Genomic DNA, 20,316 nt, shown 5'->3' on the forward strand with positions numbered 1-20,316 from the left:
TTTATGTTATTTACAAGATAATTAGTTTATACCATATAGATAAACTTCAGAAAAGGCTGCACAGTTATTGTTATTGTTACTTTCTGTAACTTCTATCTTAACATAACGTCCCTTTGTTGGAGTTATACTGAATGTCTGTACAGCATCCTGATTTTCCATTGTAAATGTTCCGACCTCCTGCCAGGATTCACCCGTATCACTTACATAGAAGTGCCCCAAACGTGCATAGTCATATCCTAACCTACGTTGTAAGGAGATCTGGGTAAACTCGTGCGTGGTTTCAGTATCAATGACCAAGTCATGTGGTAACGGAGGATATCCATTATCCCATTTAGAATGCCAATAGGTATTGATATTATCATCAAATATATTAGAAGCTGCACCGTTACCGTTTCCTTCCACCGTTTGTGAACTGGCTACAACAGTCCATCCTGTTCTACTCAGTTGAGTTCCCATGATACGGAATGTCAAAGGATAAACATCTTCACCCTCTTTCGGTAAGAATAAAGAGGTATTACTTATTTTAATAGGCAACATATAGTCTCCCGGCTCCAGATTAGCTCCTTCAATAGTCACTACCAACGGAGTTTCTGTTGTTCCTTTCGACAATACCATCTGCTCGGCAAATGAATAATGAGCATCCAATAGCTTATATGTAGTTTTATGTTCTGTGTTGTAATTATTCACATATTCGTCATCTATCGTAAAGCTACAAGTAATATCCCAAGATATATTCTCTACATCAAGTTTAAACAAAGCTTCCTGTGTAAATGTCCCTACCAGGCCATACTGCTTTGTGATCATACTAACTCTTGTATTAGAGAATTGCACAGCAGGCTTTAGTATCTTTGTAAATTGCAGAAACAGATTGTTTTTATCTGTATTGATAGAGTCTACCTCACTCGTAGCATATAAAGGTAATACCCATACTGCAGTAGGGTCTGCCTCCATAGCTGTTTGTACCTTTGTCGGATCCACAGACACAATCACATTCTGATATCGATCTTGTGAAGCAAATTCCATATGTGAATTCCCCAATGAATAGGCATCTCCGGGCAAGATTTTATAATTGACGCCTTCTAATTCACCGTATCGTTCATCTAATTCCTGTTGAGTCAGCACCTTTAAATCCGCAGTAGCAGTGAGTGTTGGTTCACTTCCACTTTTGATAACAGCATAAGTAAACGTGTTGTTTTCTCCTGTATCATACAGCGTCAGCTCCTGTTTACCGGTGGTTTGCAAATACAATATCTTATTATATCGCTCCGGTATCTGATTTTCAAGGTCATATTCCGAGCTGTTGCAAGCACCCAGAGACACCAAGCACCCTGCAAACATTGATAAGTATACTATCTTTTTCATTTCTATTACTATTAAGGTTATTATTAATATCCCGGAGCTTGAACTAATTGCGGATCATTAGAAATCTCAGTCCATGCGATAGGCCATAAATACATACGGTTATCCCATTGGAACGGTTGGTTGATAACCGTCCGTTTATTAAACGCTTCGAACGTCGGATCTTTTCCTGCGCCTAACATGTTCAGACCTTCACGTGCACCGGCTTTCAACTGTTGTGGAGCCAACAGCCAACGACGCACATCATAATAGCGATGTCCTTCACCCCAAAGTTCAATGAAACGTTCGTTACGTACCCAGTCAGTAATACTCATTCCGGAAGCGGCAACTTCTGACTCTGTCAATCCCTGAAGTCCGGCACGTTCGCGAATCCGGTTCAGATAGATTAAAGCATTTCCTACATCTCCCTTTGCTGCGTAGCATTCGGCAACGTTCAGATAAAGTTCTGCAAGACGGAATAACGGCTTTGCATAATTCTTACTATCAGTTGCTCCGTCAATAGAAGAATAGCGTACACTAGGAGAAATATATTTCTTAGTGAGGTATCCGCCTTCGATATAGTTACGTCCATTCTGGTCCCAGCCATAACCTTGTGCCTTGCTGCTAAGCATATTGATAGTTAATGGCTCACCGTCTTTCATAATCGGTGAATAATCATCTCCGTCAAATGAAAACATTGCATAGAAGCGAGGCTCTCTATTAGTATTCAGCTTAATTACATTTTCATGACCTTTAACTAAGATACCTGCTCTCTCGAAACGTTCATCCCCTTTTGGGAAACTTGGATCAAGATCAGGTAATTTTCCATTCTTTGTATAAAAATGTTCTATAGAATAAAGCGTTGGATTGATAGCCCCCCAACCATCTGCCCATCTATTATCCGCTTCATTGAAACAAAGGATACGAGGAGGACATTGTGCAAAAGTCATCCATGCGTTACTACCTTGCAAAAATACTCCCCAAATAATTTCCTTATTACCATCATCTTCGTTTGAAGAAGTAATGGTACGAAGCATTAATACTCTTTTGGCAAACTCTTTACCCTCAACTGTTGAAGTATCAACTCCTGCAATATAAGGAATAGGCACATCACGTATATTACTAGGCACATTATCCATGTCTACCAGTTTACGTTCACCCACACTTTCAGCAGCTTTCAGTGCCGCTAAGTTGGCTTCCAAGGCACGATCCCATTTGCCCATATCTTCTTGACGGCTCACTAGTTCAGTACCGTACCCCGGAGTCTCATAGTTTGTATTTTTCCAATCCGGATAAGGGAACTTACCATTCCACAATGGAGAAGCGGCATACAGTAATACGCGTCCTTTCAACGCTAATGCAGCGATAGAAGTAGCACGTCCCCATTCTTGTGCATTTGTTACATCTGGAAGAGCGTTAATGGTCTCATCATTCAGCTTTTGGTTACAAATGTAATCGACTACATAATCAAAATGTGAACGTCCGGGGAACTCTCCGGGCAAAGTAGATTGAGGCATACGATCATCTACAATGGGAATAGGTCCATACATTTCCAGCAACCGAAAGTGGTAATATGCTTTCAGGAATTGTGCTTCTGCTTTCCAACGTGCCTTATCCTCTTCCGTAGCTCCTGTCGGATTGTTATACTGCTCCAACAGATTTAAAAACATATGGCAATGTCCGATATAATTATAGCAAGCATTCCACCAACCGGCAGCATTTGTATCCGAATAAAGATTCCAAGCGGCCTTTTGGCTGTCTTCGCTCCACTGTCCCGAATGTACAGATTCATCCGAAGACCATTCATAGTTTTTATATGGAAAAGGAGTTGTCGATTCTACAGCTATGTAACAAGAATTAATAAAGCCGTTAGCACTATTCCTGTCCTTCATCGTATCAGAGGTAGTTGCCTGTTCGGGTGGAACTACGTCCAAATAATCGCATGATACTAGTACTCCAAAGGATAGGGAAAATCCCAATGCGATATTTTTAATATTATATTTCATAATTCAGTCTGTTTTTACATTGATTAGATATTAACTTGTACACCTAGGTTAAATGTGCGTTGCATCGGGTAAGTATTCCATCCCAACTCTGGGTCCCACAACTTGAAAGGACTCCATACTGCAAGGTTATCACCACTGAAGTAAACGCGGCAATGTGGGAAAGAATATCCCAACTCTAGTGTCTTGAAACGGATAAAGTTACCATTACGTATCCAATGGCTGCTACTCTGGTTATTGTTGGCAATATCAGTGTTTCTCAAACCAAGTCTCGGGAACTGAGCATTCGGATTTGGATTATCTATTGACCAGTGGTCATCTGCAATCCATTTCATCACGTTGTTATTTCGTTCACCAAACGCAATCATAGTACCGTTAATCATGATATTTCGTTGAGCCGAACCGTTGAAGAATACGCCAAAATCTAAATTCTTATAGATTACATTTAATCCCAAACCGTATTGAATACGAGGCATAGAACCATAGGGAGACAACATAATTCCATCGGAAGAGTTGATAACACCGTCACCGTTTATATCACGATATTTCAGGTCACCCGGCTTAGGTTGGCTTCCCAATCCAGATTGATCTGGCCAATGCTTGATTTCATCTTCACTGGTGAAGTAACCTTCTGAAACAAATCCCCACATATAACTCAATGGCAATCCAGCTTTTCTTGTCCACTCTGTTTCGTATTGAGGTTCATCGTAGTACTTAAATTTATTTTTATTATAAGTAAAGTTACCACGAAGATCCACTCTTAAATCTTTGATTACTTCTTTTTTCCAGTTCACACTCAATTCGAGTCCCTGGTTATCTACCTTACCGACATTACTCCACGGTGTCGCTCCAAAATATCCAAGCAATGTAGGCCAAGAGCCACGTTTCATAAAGATTTTATGACGATGATCGTAGAACCAGTCAAAAGTAATACTCAGTTGGTTGAACAATTCCATGTCCACACCAATATTCAACTTATTCACACGTTCCCAACAAGCACCTTCAACGGCTAAAGTATTAAAGCCAGGACCATTATAACTGTACTCACCATCGTAACCGGTGTGATAACCACCACCATTCAAGATTACATTGTCTACATACAAGAAGTGTCCGGCACCTTCGTCCATTTCATCATTACCCACAACACCATACGAGCCACGGATCTTGAAAAAGTTAACGTAATCCTGTAATGGTTCCCAGAAATCTTCACCACTTGGAACCCATCCTATAGACATAGCCGGGAAAAACTCAAAACGATCACCTTTCGCCAGACGTTCTGTACCATTATAACCGAAGTTGAATTCTGCCAGATATTTGTGTTTATAGTCGTAAGTAAAACGACCGGAGAATCCTTGCAAACGATTCGGACGAACACCACTACGATATTCACGTTGCATATACATCAACATTCCCGATACGCCATGATATCCGAATGTACGGCTATAATCCAAACGTGCATCAAAATAGAAAGTCTGGTTGGAACCGTATCCATTATCATGTTCATTGATATAGTCTGTACCAGAGTTTCCTACACGTTCCAAATCAAATACATCCGGATTGTTTAAATCCCATGTATTCTTTATCATACGATAGTAGTAAGGATCGATAGAACGGGTATAGTTGGTAGTAGACCAGTTTTTGAAGTTTACCAATGCGGTTGCCTTTAGTCCTTTGGTAATAAAATCAAGTTTCTGCTCAATATTCATGGCTGTATTCAGGGTATTATAATTTTCTTCCTTGAAACTACTTAACATTTTAGCATAAGGGTTCGTATATAAATCATTGTTGGAAACAACCCAATCGTTACCAAAGCGGATATGTTCATCACCATCACGAGCGGGGAAAGTGGCAGGAAAAGCTGTCGGATTGGTAGCACGCGTTGCATCAAACAATTCCCAAGTGGAATATCCCGGACCTTTCAGGTTACCAATCTGAGCATTCATTCTTAATCCCAGTTTCGTCGTTGATGTCAATTGATAAGTCAGGTTGTTTTGGAAGATGTAATTCCAACGGTTGATGTTGTTATTATACGAATATGTCTTTGGGATATCCAGCATACCGGTATCATGGTTTGCCTGCAAACTCATATAATAGGTGATACGTGAACCACCACCGGATATATTGATATTGGCTCGTTGGTTCCAGGTAGACTTCTTAAACATAACATCCTGCCAGTCTACATCCGGATAACGGTACGGATACAAATGGCTGCGAGTCATTTCAATATCTTCATCTGAATATTGAGCCTTCCCACCACGTGCAATTGAAGCTTCGTTATATGTTTCCATCCAACGTGCACCGTTTACATAGTCTACAAATTGCATCGGCTGTTGCATGGAAGCTTCGAAAGTCACGTTGATTCTTGCTTTTTGGTTCAGTTCTCCGTTCTTGGTTGTTACCAACATTACGCCATTAGCACCACGTGCACCGTAAATAGCTGTAGCAGAGGCATCTTTCAATAAAGAAAAACCATCGATATTTTCAGCAGGGATACGGTCTAAGTCTCCACTTGAAATTTCCACACCGTCCAACAGGATCAATGGAGTTGTACGTCCTGCAAAACTTCCGATACCGCGGATATAGAAACCTGAAGTAGACCCCGGCTCACCACTAGTACTGTAAGCAACAATACCAGCCAGTTTACCGGCAAGGCTATTAGTCAATGAAGAAGTAGGTGTTCTCAAGTCCGACCCCTTGATAGTAGTGATAGCTCCTGTCACAGAAACCTTTTTTTGTGTACCGGCTCCTACAACTATAACTTCATCCAACATTTCATTATCTGATACCATTTTCACATTTACTTCACCTTGATCGGTGATAAATATAGTCTGTGTCTGGTAACCGATATAACTGATTTCCAATACTGTCTCTTTTCCCCTTGGTACTTGAATAGAAAAGCGACCCTCTTCATCAGTGATTACTCCAATTTTCTTATCTTTAATTTTTATATTTGCACCGATAACAGGCATATTATCGGATTTATCAACAACTGTACCTACCACTGTACGTGTTTCTACTTTTTGCTGCGTAGTTTCAAGTATCTCTGTGTTTTTCATACTTGTCTGTGTTGCTACGTTATCGGCAACAATTACAGAAACAGGGCAAGTCAATAATAAACAGAATAAAGGTCGCTTCAGCCAAGCTGTTCTGTCAAGCAAACAATTTTTTCCCATGTTTTCATTTTGAATTAGACATTTATTTTTGATTGTCCACTATTTAATGGACATAATTGTATTTCAATGTTTATTAGATTTAATCTAAGAACTTAAAACATTCATACTTTACGGAGGAACCATATTTACATTATAAGACATAAGCATTCTTTTTATTAGATTCTCATATTCAGCACATTCACTCTATCACACAGCCGAGCACTGATTTATCAAGTTACATATAGCCAAAATCCCCTGATGGTTTATATCCATTCTTGTTATCTCGTCCAGAAGCCCAATACATTTTTCCTCTCGTTGCAATCCCCAATACCCCAATGCCATCATGTATTTACAATGAATCATATTGCGAATCTCCAAGTCATCTTCCCAAATCAATAGATCAGGTAAGGATACGGCAAAATAATCCATCTTTATTTTATCAAACAGATGTTTTTCACCGTAAGAAATCAACTTATAAAAACGTCCGTTAGCTTCATCCTTGCGTCCTAATTTCAACAAGGCTAGTCCTTGATAAAATATCTTATCGGGCTTTGCATCGTTATAGTACAAAGCTGCTGCAGGTTCAGTAGGACCTATGACAGCTTGCTCCCAACAAGTAATAGCTCTTTCTTTTTTACCTAAAGCTTCATAAGCACATCCCATGAAATAATAAAAATCATTTTCCTGAGCACCGTACAGCTTACCTTCGCCCAAATGACATGGATATTCCAGACATTCTTCCAGCAATGCGATAGCAACCTCATATTTACCCGTTGCTAATGCTTTCTTTGCCAATTCTACACGTGCAAACTGATACTGGGCGGCAACCTTTCCTTCTCCACCTTCCCATGGGTGAAAAATATGATCATCAAGAAGTTCTTTGGCTTTCTCATATTCACCTATCTGATTCAACAAGGTTATTTCTTCTAATACCAAATCATCACGTTGCATAATTAATTCGGGATACTGCTCCAAGAATGCCAAGCGTTCCGCGTGTGGACGACACATACGTTTATACAGCTGATCAAGTTCCATTAAAATACGTGCATCAGCCGGATTCAATTGAAAAGCACGTTCCATATATTCCATTGCTTTTGCCTTTTCATCCTTTTTATTGAAATAAGCCAAAGCTAAATTACGCCATACGGTCGGAAACTTATCATCCAATTTGATAGAAGTTTCCCATGCTTCGATAGCTAGACTATATTGCCTTTTGTCATAATATAAATTACCCAAATAGTAAGGAGCTTTTGCATCACATGGATTCTCTTTCATAGCACATCGCAAGGCAAGAATTGCCTCCAGACGGTTAGGGAAACAATAGTCCGGACATACATTGGCTGCATCTGCAAATGCTTGTTGTACACCATCAAATCCCCCTTGTAACAGACTCCATCCTAGATAATAATAAGTCATCGGAGTGATAGCAGCCTCATCAATCGCTACTTTCCACAAAGAAACCGCTTCCGTCCAGCAACCAGCTCCAGAGTAATCAAGTGCTATTTCATCATAGTTGTGAGCTTCCTTGCGCAACATTTTTTTCAAAATAGCCAGATCTTCAGAAGTATTAGTAACCAAATACTTCTCGTAATAACAAGCAAAATTGAATTTATCAATCGACAATGAGTCTTTAATCCATTGTATGGCTTCTTCTCTCCTATCCATCCGGCGGAGAATCGTTATTTTCAAAGCGCGGGCTTTATGGTTATGCCAATTACGAACCAACGAATGATTTATTTCATCCAAAGCATCTTCTAAACGTCCTTGCATCACAGAAATCTGGGCACATGCAAAATAACCGGCGTCTTGCCAGGCGGCATTCCAGCATGACTTGTAGAAGCAATCATAAGCCTCGCTTATTTTCCCCTGATACTTCAATGCAAGTCCCAGATTATAAATTGGCTCTCCATCATAAGGATTCGGATTACGTTTCTGCAAAGTTTTTACGGCTGTCCGTAAATACTGTTCGGCTTTATCAAAACATCCTTTGCGGATATACCACAAACCAAGTGCATTATTGTTGCGAACATCAATCGGATCACGACGTAGAGCTTCTTCATAGTAATCTACCGGATTATAAGTAGCATGTCTGTACTGTTCCAAATGTAAACCTGTCAGATAAAGCTGCTCCGTTGTTTTTATTTCTTCCGGTAACAGTGCAGCTTCTGCCGCGTCGGGAATAGGTTTCACTTCATCCGGCTCTGTATGCCATGATAGCAATTCTATTCCATCTCCAAATATTCCAAGTGTCAATTCACTAAAATCTTCTTCCCCTGTACTTACGGTCTCATCCAGCAAATTTTCCGGAGTAATAGTAACCTCTTTATTGAAATAAACTTCGCCGTCTTTTCCTTTCAAAACCACTGTCACAGTCTGGTTGGAAGTAGCAAATATTTTAAATCTCACTTGATGTTCATCTACCGGATCAATATTCATCAGTAAGTCTTTACTTACATTTTTTACAATTCCTAACTCTCGGTATGGCAAAAAGTATTGTACAAAACTCTTTTCTTCATAAGGTTGTAACCATGTAAAATCCGGTTGGTTCTCGGTATATACACCCGCCATAAGCTCAATGTAAGGCCCATCTTCATCAGTCAGGTTACGATCCCATGCCTGACCAAAATCACCATTGCCCCATGTCCATTGCTTTTTACCCGGAGATATATGATGGTTGGCTACGTGCAGCATGCCTGCACGAGTATCATTTTCATAACCGCCCACAAAGTTAAAACGAGAATTAACGGCCATATAAGAAGTAGGGACTTTAATATTCTTATAATTAGAAATATCCACACCTGCCGAATAGTCCATCTTATAATAAGTTCCCGTAGCAATCGGAAAGCTTGACACAGCACGTTTACCATGATCAAACACAGCATTAATATCGGGGGGAAATACACTTTGATAATAGTCATTCACTGCTACTGCCGGATTTGCCCACCACAAAAATGTCTGTGGTATCTCTGTACGATTATAAAGGACTCCTTTAATCTCAAGATAAGCATGTCCGGGACGAAGTGTAAAACCTGCCATTCCTTTCTGGTGAAACATACGTTCCATTTCACTTACCCATATCGTAACACTACCATCTTCATTCTCTTCAATAGCTACATCTACCGGCATAAAGGTGCTGGGACGATGATGTTGGGGCCAATTAAACTCAATACCTCCTGAAATCCATGGGCCGGCCAATCCCACCAACGCTGGTTTTATCACATGATTATAATAAATAAAATGACGTTGTTTGATTTTATCGTATGCCATCTGTACACGTCCACCCAATTCGGGCAGTATCATCACTTTAATATATTCGTTTTCCAGAAAATACGCGTCATACTCTTTATCAACCTTCTCATTGGAGATTGATTCAATGACGGGATAGGGATAAACAACCCCGCTACTACCTTGATAAACGCGCTTCTCTAAGAAAATCGGATTCTTTTCCGGTTTCCCGATTTCATAGGTAGGAATTACCTTTTTTTCTTTCCATGCTCTTACCATACTATCAATTATTGCTATTCATTAACGTAATTCTGAAATGCCATATTTCAGAATTTCATATTTTCAATTTTCTAATCGTTTGATAACTAAACAGATAAAGAGTCCCCACGACAAGGATTATCTGCTTTTCCCTGCCTTATCTATTTACCAAACTTGTATAAATCTTATTTAATCAGCCTGCGATATACGAAGCTTTATTTTTTAATTATTTTATTAATTCTTTTTCCAATGCCTCCAACGATTTCCCTTTTGTTTCAGGAAGTCTGCGAAGGAACCAAAAACCGGCTATACAAATCAAACCATAGATCCAGAACGTACCACTGCTTCCCAGGAAGCTATTTAATAAAGGAAATGTATATGTCAAAATGAAACTAGCTACCCATAATGCAAATGTACAGGTAGCCATAGCCACAGCACGTATACGATTGGGGAATATTTCAGCAAGCAATACCCAGGTGATAGGTCCTAAAGACATAGCATAACATGCTATTGCCATTACTACCAGTACTATCATGAAAAAGCCGCTGACTTGAAAGAAATAACATGTACCTAGAATCAGATAAATGCCAGCCAATCCGCCGGCACCGATAAGCATGAGTGCGCGACGTCCTAAGCGTTCCACTGTATAGATAGCCACGAAGGTAAAAATTACATTCGCCACCCCTGTTATCACAATATTGAAAAGTACATCACCCAGCGAGTATCCTGCGGACTGGAATATTTCCTGGGCATAATTAAAAATCACATTTGTACCGCACCACTGTTGAAATACAGCTATGACAATACCAAATATCAATACCTTACGATACGGCCGGCTGAATAATAACCGTAATCCACCTCCATTTTTTCCGGTAGCAGTTGTCGCTTGCAACAAACGAAGTTCTTGTTCCGCATAACTTTGCCCTCCTATTTTATAAAGTATATTTTCAGCCTTTTTCTCCTTATCTTTCATGGCCAACCAACGGGGACTTTCAGGAATGAAACATGTAAGTAATAAGAATAGTGCTGCCGGAAAAGCAGCTCCCCAAAACATCCATCGCCATCCCATTTGTCCATTCCAGGATGCAGCAATGTCCGCACTGGTAAAGTCTGCCGGAATAGGATCGGCAATCAGCCAATTGGCTATTTGCGCTCCAAGAATACCTAATACTATAGTCAGTTGATTCAATGAAACCAATTTACCGCGAATTGAAGTCGGAGCCACCTCTGCAATATACATAGGTGAAAGACCTGAAGCAATACCGATGCCTATACCTCCCAAAAAACGAGCTATCAAAAACCAACTAAATACAGAAAAAGCTCCGGTGGCATAAGCGGAAACCAAAAATATAATAGCTGAAACCATCAAAAGAGATTTTCGTCCGTAACGGTCGGCTAACATACCACTTAACATCGCACCGATCAGACACCCCAACAATGCTACACTCATAGCCAATCCTTGCATTGTAGGTATATCGGCAATATCAAAGTAAAGTTCATAGAAAGGTTTTGCACCTCCAATCACTACCCAATCATACCCAAACAACAGTCCTCCCATTGCTGAGACCAGACAGATAAAATAAACGAACTTCTTATTATAATTCTTCATATCACTAGAACTTAGATTAATTAACGCTGCAAAAATAATATGAATCAAAAATAGAAAAAATAGAGTATCATCTTATAAAGATGGACTATTTTATTTTTCCACATATTTTCCCAGACAGGACTTGATAAATAGTTTTCGATGTTATATATTTGTGGAGCACGACCATTTAAATTAAAAGCTATGATAAAACTAAAAGATGGATTTTCAGGAGAAAGGGCACTAGTTATTCCCCGTATGATTATCGACTTAATGGAAGAAGATCCTTTGGTATCTATGCTACATATAACCGACATAGGTTATTACCCAAAAGCCAAACATCACTTTCGTGAACGTAATGAACCTATCAATCAATACGTATTCATTTATTGTATAGATGGAGCCGGATGGTACCGGGTAGGTAATCAAGAATATACTATTTCTGCCAATCAGTATTTTATACTTCCCGCCGGAGTACCCCACGCCTATGCTTCCGACAAATCTTTCCCATGGACTATTTACTGGATTCACTTTAAAGGTACGTTAGCACCATTCTATGCCAAAGAAGCCAACCGTCCGATGGACATAAAGCCTATACAACACTCGCGTATCAATACCCGAATTGATTTATTCGAGGAAATATTCAATACTTTAAAGAATAGTTATAACCTTGAAAACCTGAGGTATGCTTTCTCCATGTTCCATTTCTATTTAGGAACATTACGTTATATACAACAATATCGCAATGCAACGAATAATAGTCCGGATAATGAGAATATTGAAGAAATAACCATTCATTATATGAAAGAAAACATCGAAAAGCATTTAAGTCTGGAAGATATTGCCAGACAAATAGGTTATTCTCCTTCTCACTTTTCTATGTTATTCAAGAAACAGACGGGCCATAGCCCGCTAACCTATTTCAATTTACTCAAAATACAGCAAGCTTGCCTGTTACTCGATACAACAGATATGAAGATCAACCAAATATGCTATAAAATAGGCATTGAAGATACTTATTATTTTTCTCGTTTATTTAGCAAAATAATGGGAATGTCTCCAAGAGAATACCGTAAATCAAAGAAAGGATAAACTTCGCCAACGAATATTACCTACAAAAAAGAACCGCTTCCTTTTACAAGGAAAGCGGTTCTAACTCTTTTATATGTTATTCTAAAGAAGAACGATATTACATCATTCCGCCCATGCCCCCCATTCCGGGATTACCCATCGGCATTTCAGGTTTTTCTTCTTTCTTTTCTACAACCACACATTCAGTTGTCAGGAACATACCTGCAATAGAAGCTGCATTTTCCAAAGCTACACGAGTAACTTTAGCTGGGTCTACTACACCTGCTGCATGCAAGTTTTCGTAAACATCCATACGAGCATTATAACCATAGTCAGCTTTACCCTCACGTACCTTCTGAACAACTACCGCACCTTCTTTACCAGCATTAGCTACAATCTGACGAAGCGGTTCTTCAATTGCACGTTTGATGATATCAATACCTGTCGTTTCGTCAGCATTGTCACCCTTCATACCTTCCAAAGCGTCGATAGCGCGGATATAAGCAACACCACCACCAGCAACGATACCTTCTTCGATAGCAGCACGAGTAGCACGCAATGCATCGTCTACACGATCTTTCTTTTCTTTCATTTCTACTTCAGAAGCAGCACCTACATAAAGTACAGCTACACCACCTGACAATTTAGCCAGACGTTCCTGCAATTTCTCGCGATCGTAATCAGATTTAGTAGCTTCAATCTGAGCTTTGATCTGAGCACAACGTTCTTTGATTGCAGTTTTGTCACCGGCACCGTTTACAACTGTAGTGTAATCTTTAGTAACAGTAACTTTATCAGCAGTACCCAACATTTCGATAGTCGCTTGTTCCAGTTTCAGACCTTTTTCTTCGCTGATAACTACACCGCCTGTCAAGATAGCGATATCTTCCAACATTTCTTTACGACGATCACCGAAGCCCGGAGCTTTCACAGCACAGATCTTCAATTGAGAACGCAGACGGTTTACAACCAACGTAGTCAATGCTTCGCTATCTACATCTTCTGCAATTACCAATAAAGGACGTCCAGACTGTACAGCCGGTTCGAGGATAGGCAAGAAATCTTTCAGGTTAGAGATTTTCTTATCATAAATCAGAATGTAAGGTTTCTCCATCTCACATTCCATCTTCTCTGTATTCGTTACGAAGTAAGCAGACAAATAACCCCGGTCGAACTGCATACCTTCTACTACACCGATAGTAGTATCAGTACCTTTAGCTTCTTCGATAGTGATCACACCGTCTTTAGAAACTTTACGCATAGCGTCAGCGATCAATTTACCGATCACTGGATCATTGTTTGCAGAAATAGCAGCAACTTGTTCAATCTTGTCGTAGTTGTCACCTACAGTTTCAGCTTGTCCTTCGATTGATTCTACCACTTTGGCAACAGCCTTGTCAATACCACGTTTGATATCCATTGGGCTTGCACCGGCAGTTACATTTTTCAAGCCTTCAGCTATGATAGCCTGAGCCAAAACAGTTGCAGTAGTAGTACCGTCACCTGCATCGTCACCAGTCTTAGAAGCAACTTCTTTTACCAGTTGTGCACCGGTATTCTGGTAAGCATCCGACAATTCGATTTCTTTTGCTACTGTCACACCGTCTTTTGTAATGTGTGGAGCACCAAATTTCTTTTCGATAATAACGTTACGTCCTTTCGGGCCAAGTGTTACTTTTACTGCATTTGCCAACGCATCGACACCTTTTTTCAGTTGGTCACGGGCATCGATATTGAATAATATTTCTTTTGCCATAATGATATTTACAATTTAAAAATTTATAGTTTACTATTTTAATTAACCCCAAACAGCGACAACATCGCTCTGACGCATAATCAGGTATTTTGTACCTTCAACTTCGAGTTCTGTTCCGGCATATTTGCCATAAAGAACTGTATCGCCTACTTTCAACACCATTTCTTCGTCTTTTGTTCCCTGACCTACTGCCACAACTTCACCTTTCAAAGGTTTTTCTTTTGCTGTATCAGGAATAATAATACCACCAATTGTTTTTTCTTCTGCAGGGGCAGGGAGGATAAGCACTCTGTCTGCTAACGGTTTAATGTTCATAGTTTTTTTGATTTTATATTGTTATACATTTATAATTAAAAGTCACCCGCCTTTTTAACGGGCGGGACGCTAAAGACATTGCGAAAAGTGTGCCAAAGTATAATAATGTTTGTTTGGCAGAAACGGACTGACAAAATGACCGTCCATTCGGTTCAACTGGCAAAAAGTATATTTGTTCTATACTTTTTAAACAAAAGATGTGGATTATTCCTTATAATAACATATATTCGTGAACGAGTTTATAAATGCACTGTATGATTATGAAGAAAATAAGAATCGGCATATTCATTGCCCTCTGCGTACTCTACTCCTGTACTTCTCGGACAGGAGATGTTTCTACTGTCGAGATACCACCGACTGATTCTGTGAAACAGGACACCATTGAAATACCTGTCATCAAGAAAATTACCGCAGAAGATATCCATATCAGCAAAGAATTATTGTATGACAAATATACACTGGAAGATACGTATCCTTATAAAGATACAACTCGTGACTTTCAGTGGGATAAAATCAAAGAACGACTTGCTTTGCTCGAAACGATACAGTTACAACCGTCACGATGGGCTATTCTTCAAAATTATAAAAATAGGAACGGTGAAGCACCGCTCGTAAAAAACTATAAAAGAAATGCTTACAAACGTATTGCAGATACGCTGGGAGTAGAGCGTTACCAATCCATACCTCTTTATCTGCTGACAGATACGCTTATCCCCGAACGTTACGGACAGGACGGCGAATTAGCACGTTTTCTGGAAGATGGAGAAAATTTTGTCAAAGTAGAACCCATATTCACAGGAGATGAATGGATGGTTCCTAAAAAGTATGTAAAAGTGATCGGTGATACGATTGTATTTAATAAAGCTATTTTCGTGGACCGCCACAATCAGAATATCGCTACTCTAGAACGTACAGGAGAAGGACAATGGCTGATCCGTAGTATGAACCCTTCTACCACAGGACTCCATCGCCCACCGTATGCACAGGAGACTCCTTTAGGAATGTTTGTACTACAAGAAAAGAAGGTTAAAATGATATTCCTGAAAGATGGTTCGATAGAAACAGGAGGATATGCCCCCTATGCCAGCCGTTTCACTGACGGAGCTTATATTCACGGAGTACCTGTCAATGCACCACGCACTACTCAAATAGAATATAGTTGGTCGTTGGGAACCACTCCAAGATCACATATGTGTGTACGAAATGCGACCTCACATGCCAAGTTTATTTTTGACTGGGCCCCTGTAAATGAGACGATTATTTTTGTATTGGAATAAATTTTCCTATATTTGCCACATCGTTTTTTATAGAATATCTATCATGTTTCAGAAAATCGTATTAAGTTGTTTACTTCTTTTTTTCCCGATCAGCCATATTTCTAACACAAATAGGGAAGATAATTCTGTACTTTCTTCTCTTCCCGTATCGGAATTGGCAGCAGGCGAACAGCTTTACGAAGAAATGGGATTGGCAGGTACAGTCAATTTTATCGCCTTTCGTCAAGCAGTAGCAGGTTACAACCGAATTCAAGGAAAGAAAAAACCGATACTGACACTGATCGATTTCTCTAAACCTTCCACTGAAAAAAGACTTTATGTTTTCGACATTGACAAGAAAGAGCTTCTGTATAGTTCTGTTGTCTCTCATGGAAAAAATAGTGGAGACAATTATGCTACTTCTTTCTCCAATCAAACCGGTTCTTACAAAAGTTCATTGGGCTTTTATCTGACAGAAAACACTTATCAGGGAAAAAACGGATATTCACTTATTCTCAACGGATTGGAAAAAGGTATTAATGATAAGGCAAAAGAACGTGCAATTGTAGTGCATGGGGCTGCTTATGCCGATCCTTCTGTGATTGCTTCCGGGCGTTTGGGAAGAAGTTTCGGATGTCCCGCGCTTCCGCAGACTTTGACAAAGCCTATTATTAATACAATTAAAGACGGGAGTGTCATGTTTATCTATGCAAACAATGCCAATTATCTGGCCCAAAGCAACTTTTTGAAAACAACGACTCGTAGCAACTCATCAAACTTATAGTTCAATTCGTAACTTATATACGGTCAATCGAATAGTTTCAAGCGTACAAACTAAGTGTTTCAACCCATGAAACTTTTAGTTCCAACGCTTGAAACACTTTGTTTCATGCCTTGAAACTATGTGTTCATCGTATTGGAACAGAATGTTTCAAGTATTAAAAATATCCTGAAACAATATCGAAAAGGAAACAACGCAATAACGAAGTCTTCAATAAGTGATACAAGAATTATTAAGTTTAACCAGACAACCCAAATAAGGACGATACAAAGTGTGCAAGATAAACGATCTTACACCAATCTGCAACAGCATCTTACACACTATTAAACCATTATATATCAAATAGATATATGCAGATTGTGTAAGATGGCAGATAAATTTCTTTTTTTAAACAGGGAGAGTTAAAGCATAGAGAGAGAATTCATAAAAATCCAATATGAATGTAAATTATATATTGGCCATATATTTCCAAAGTGGAGCAGCATTCAATGCCTGCATTATTTCATTATTCTCGAGCAGTGTTTTTACTTCTTCCAGGGTCAGTAAATGTACAGTCAAATCTTCCGTAGCTTCCAGATGTTGATGATCAATCAACTCCACATCCGTAGCGAGAAAACAATGTGTCAAATTAGTATGTGTGCTTGGATTAGCGGAAATCACCATATATTCTTGCCAGTTTCCTTTTCCGTATCCAGTTTCTTCCCATAATTCACGTTGTGCAGATTCCAATGGAGAAGAATCTTCTTTTTCGCAAACTCCCGCACAAAGTTCATAACAATATCTCCCAATTCCCGGACGATATTGTCGAACCATAATAAATTTACCATCCTTAGTTAGAGCAATAGTATTTACCCAATCAGGATACTCCAGAATATAATATTCAGGAATATGATTTCCATTAGGGAGCAACATATCTTCACAGCGTACAGTCAGCCAAGGATAGCGGAATAGATATTTGCTACTGACTGTTTTCCAGGGTCTTTCTTTTTCTTCCATCATCTTTTTGATTTATCATTAGGCAAAAATAATGATTTTCCGTCCTACTAACAAAACAATAGAATGAATTATAGATAGAAAAACTTACCTACTTAATAACAATTATTGGCAAGTTATCTCTATCCCTTGTACCTGTTCCAGATATTTCTTCGTTGCGCTGACCATTGAACTGCCTATATAGAATAAAAATATAAGGCTAATAATGATCATTAATGCTCCAATCATAGCATATCGATTTCTCTGTTCTAAAAGACCGTCATCCATACCTCTTCCTCCTTTTATTTTTTACTTACTACAAAGATAACGCATGTAAGCTACAAAAAATTTTCAAGAATATTTCAAAAATCTTAAAAATTGAACTTCTTTAACCATCCCGGAATAATACAAACCCCAACAATCAGGTACATATAATAAGTAATGATACGCCAGACAAAAGCAACGACCAGCGCCATTCCTGAAACAGAGAAAAAGTCTGCATAATATACCTGAAACATATATTCGCTAATTCCACTTCCACCGGGAGTAGGACTGACAGTCATCACAATCCACAAAATAAGCTGACGAACGAAAGCAACTAATTGACTACCATTCGTAGTAAAAGCAAACAATAACGCATTCACCACCAAGTAACGGGAAACCCAGGCACAACAAGTCAACCCGAACGCCTTCAACCAGAATACAAAAGGTTTGCCGCTGATTTGATGAGAACTTTCCACTAAATTATCCGTCAATTCTTCAACTACTTTCTTCCAACGACGAAGTAGCGGCAAACGAAAAACACTAATCAGCAAATGCTTTACCCATTCGGGACGATGGAATAATGCCAGATATAATAAAATGGTCCAAATTGTTACCACTCCATACACAATAAAGAATAGTAATTTGATACTTTCCGAGAAAACGGATACAGTTCCAAATAACTCGGAAAACGGAAAGAACAACAATGCCAGCGGACAAGCTATCACCAGAAACAATTCATCTAAAAAGAGACAGGAAATCATCAATGCAGTGCTTCGCCCGGCATTAATTCCTTCTTTATTCAGAAAAAGAACAATCAAGCTACTCCCTCCCACCGCAGATGGTGTTACCGCCGAAGTAAATTCACAAAGCATATTGACGTTGAATGCTTTCCGCCACGAAAGAGTATTTTCAGAAAGATAACGAAACCGAGTTATCAGTCCGCCATCCCGCCCAAACATAAATAGAAAGGCAAGCAACAGACCGCCCAACAATCTCCAGGAAAAATGAATATCCGAGAATAATTGAGGATTGAATTCCTTCCAAAACAGCCACCCTACTACCGAAAGACCGATTACGACAGGAATAATCACATAAGAAAATCTAAAAGGTTTCTTTATCGCTTCCACAGTTTCTTCCGTATCATTAGGTTCATATACCGGTCGTAAACTTCTTCTGCCACATTCTCCCAAGAACGGGCGATGGTTCGCGAAGCCTCATCTCCTACTCTGGTAATCAGACGGGGTTGCCGAATTAATTCAGTAATCCGTTCAGCATAAGCATTTACGTTGTTTGCACTCAGAAAGCCGTTTGAAGAATCCGAGATGATTTCAGCTGCTGTAGAGTTCCTAATCATCAATGAAGGAGTATGTAAAGCAGCAGCTTCACGCACTACCAACGGTGCATTATCATACAATGAAGGAAAGAGGAACAGATCGGCAGCAGCATAATACTGTTTCAATCGTTCACGTTCAGTTATATTTCCCACAAAAGTTGTTTTCTCCATGAGTGATAGCTCACGTGCCTTTTGTTTGATTTCCGAAGCGGCGTATCCTGTACCAATAAAATACATTCGAAACGATTGTTCTTTTATTTGCGCCAGTACATCCAACAAAAAAGAAAGATTCTTTTCCCAAATATGTTGTCCAACAAACAGGAACATCATTTCATCATCGCCCAACTTCAACATTTCTCTCGCCACACGTCTTAACTCTGCTATGGGTGCTCCATCAGCAAAATCATTACCATTATCCACTACCTCGACTTTCCCTTTATATCCATATTCACGCAAAGTCTCTTCAACAGAAGCTTGAGGAATCCAAACCTCGTCTGCCATTTCATAGAAACGAACCACATTACGAATCAGATAATCGACTATACTTTTACAGGGGATAGCCCGTTCAAAATCAGAACGATACTTGGAATGGAATGTAGCCACAAGAGGAATATGCTGTGACTTGGCAATACGCATTGCCAACGATCCGGAAGAAAAAGGGCAATGAGCGTGTACCAAATCGAAAGAAAGCTTATGAATACGGGCATGAAAAGGCCAATCAATGCGTGGAAAACCCAATCGATAAGGCTTACGCATCGGAATAGGAATAGAAGAATAACGATATACCGGATAAGTTCCCTCATCCTTGGCATCGGGCGCACTTGGAGTTACCACACATACGTTACCGGCTTTTTTATTCAGCCAATAAGCATAATTTTGTGTCGTCAATGAAACTCCGTCCATAATCGGCGGAAAGCAATCGTTGAATAAACCTATCATTATCTTTTATTAATATGATTGCAAAGGAACAACTCAGACATTACATTTGTTTGAAGAAGATGTTACAT

The 20,316-nt window shown here is 39.4% G+C and carries 14 protein-coding genes; 3 read left to right on the forward strand and 11 right to left on the reverse strand.

Annotated features, from left to right (window positions below):
- Window positions 1-21: 21 nt before the first annotated feature.
- From EJF25_RS19975 to EJF25_RS19995, 5 genes are all read right to left on the reverse strand, one after another.
- Entirely contained in the window at window positions 22-1,362 is a 1,341-nt protein-coding gene (locus tag EJF25_RS19975) for a BT_3987 domain-containing protein (RefSeq protein ID WP_125042427.1), read from the reverse strand.
- 23 nt (window positions 1,363-1,385) lie between these two features.
- On the reverse strand, window positions 1,386-3,344 hold the full coding sequence (locus tag EJF25_RS19980) for a RagB/SusD family nutrient uptake outer membrane protein (protein ID WP_125042428.1): 1,959 nt from the start codon (window positions 3,342-3,344) through the stop codon (window positions 1,386-1,388).
- A 23-nt stretch (window positions 3,345-3,367) separates the two neighbouring features.
- Window positions 3,368-6,514, reverse strand: a complete 3,147-nt coding sequence (locus EJF25_RS19985) for a SusC/RagA family TonB-linked outer membrane protein (protein WP_125042429.1) — start codon at window positions 6,512-6,514, stop codon at window positions 3,368-3,370.
- Window positions 6,515-6,700: 186 nt separating this feature from the next.
- A complete protein-coding gene (locus EJF25_RS19990; protein ID WP_125042430.1) occupies window positions 6,701-9,997 on the reverse strand; it encodes a DUF5107 domain-containing protein in 3,297 nt (1,098 codons plus the stop codon).
- A gap of 205 nt (window positions 9,998-10,202) precedes the next feature.
- Window positions 10,203-11,585, reverse strand: a complete 1,383-nt coding sequence (locus tag EJF25_RS19995) for a sugar porter family MFS transporter (RefSeq protein ID WP_125042431.1) — start codon at window positions 11,583-11,585, stop codon at window positions 10,203-10,205.
- Between the two features lie 180 nt (window positions 11,586-11,765).
- Here EJF25_RS19995 and EJF25_RS20000 point away from each other — a divergent pair, with 180 nt between their 5' ends.
- Window positions 11,766-12,653, forward strand: coding sequence for a helix-turn-helix domain-containing protein (locus tag EJF25_RS20000; protein WP_125042432.1), 888 nt, complete (start codon window positions 11,766-11,768; stop codon window positions 12,651-12,653).
- 97 nt (window positions 12,654-12,750) lie between these two features.
- Here the strand turns inward: EJF25_RS20000 and groL are convergent, their stop codons facing one another.
- Entirely contained in the window at window positions 12,751-14,388 is a 1,638-nt protein-coding gene (gene groL / locus EJF25_RS20005; RefSeq protein ID WP_125042433.1) for a chaperonin GroEL, read from the reverse strand.
- A gap of 42 nt (window positions 14,389-14,430) precedes the next feature.
- Window positions 14,431-14,703: a co-chaperone GroES gene (locus EJF25_RS20010; protein ID WP_125042434.1), complete on the reverse strand. Its 273-nt coding sequence runs from the start codon at window positions 14,701-14,703 to the stop codon at window positions 14,431-14,433.
- Between the two features lie 260 nt (window positions 14,704-14,963).
- On the opposite strand from EJF25_RS20010, the gene EJF25_RS20015 reads away from it, so the two are divergent.
- Both EJF25_RS20015 and EJF25_RS20020 read left to right on the forward strand, forming a co-directional pair.
- A complete protein-coding gene (locus EJF25_RS20015; RefSeq protein ID WP_370685732.1) occupies window positions 14,964-15,980 on the forward strand; it encodes a L,D-transpeptidase in 1,017 nt (338 codons plus the stop codon).
- A 43-nt stretch (window positions 15,981-16,023) separates the two neighbouring features.
- Window positions 16,024-16,743 carry a murein L,D-transpeptidase catalytic domain family protein gene (locus EJF25_RS20020; protein ID WP_125042436.1) on the forward strand — a complete coding sequence of 240 codons (720 nt, stop codon included), beginning with the start codon at window positions 16,024-16,026 and terminating at the stop codon, window positions 16,741-16,743.
- Between the two features lie 444 nt (window positions 16,744-17,187).
- Here EJF25_RS20020 and EJF25_RS20025 read toward each other — a convergent pair whose 3' ends face one another.
- The 4 genes from EJF25_RS20025 to EJF25_RS20035 all read right to left on the reverse strand — a co-directional run bounded on the left by EJF25_RS20025 (window position 17,188) and on the right by EJF25_RS20035 (window position 20,248).
- The gene (locus EJF25_RS20025; RefSeq protein WP_125042455.1) at window positions 17,188-17,736 is read right to left on the reverse strand and encodes an NUDIX hydrolase; all 549 of its coding nucleotides are present in this window, start codon (window positions 17,734-17,736) and stop codon (window positions 17,188-17,190) included.
- 102 nt (window positions 17,737-17,838) lie between these two features.
- Window positions 17,839-18,000, reverse strand: coding sequence for a hypothetical protein (locus EJF25_RS25175; RefSeq protein WP_200832948.1), 162 nt, complete (start codon window positions 17,998-18,000; stop codon window positions 17,839-17,841).
- Window positions 18,001-18,083: 83 nt separating this feature from the next.
- On the reverse strand, window positions 18,084-19,103 hold the full coding sequence (locus tag EJF25_RS20030) for a lysylphosphatidylglycerol synthase transmembrane domain-containing protein (protein WP_125042437.1): 1,020 nt from the start codon (window positions 19,101-19,103) through the stop codon (window positions 18,084-18,086).
- On the reverse strand, window positions 19,091-20,248 hold the full coding sequence (locus tag EJF25_RS20035) for a glycosyltransferase (RefSeq protein ID WP_125042438.1): 1,158 nt from the start codon (window positions 20,246-20,248) through the stop codon (window positions 19,091-19,093). The genes EJF25_RS20030 and EJF25_RS20035 overlap by 13 nt, the downstream gene beginning before the upstream one ends.
- Window positions 20,249-20,316: the final 68 nt, after the last annotated feature.

Source organism: Bacteroides faecalis, from assembly GCF_003865075.1.
GTDB lineage: Bacteria > Bacteroidota > Bacteroidia > Bacteroidales > Bacteroidaceae > Bacteroides > Bacteroides faecalis.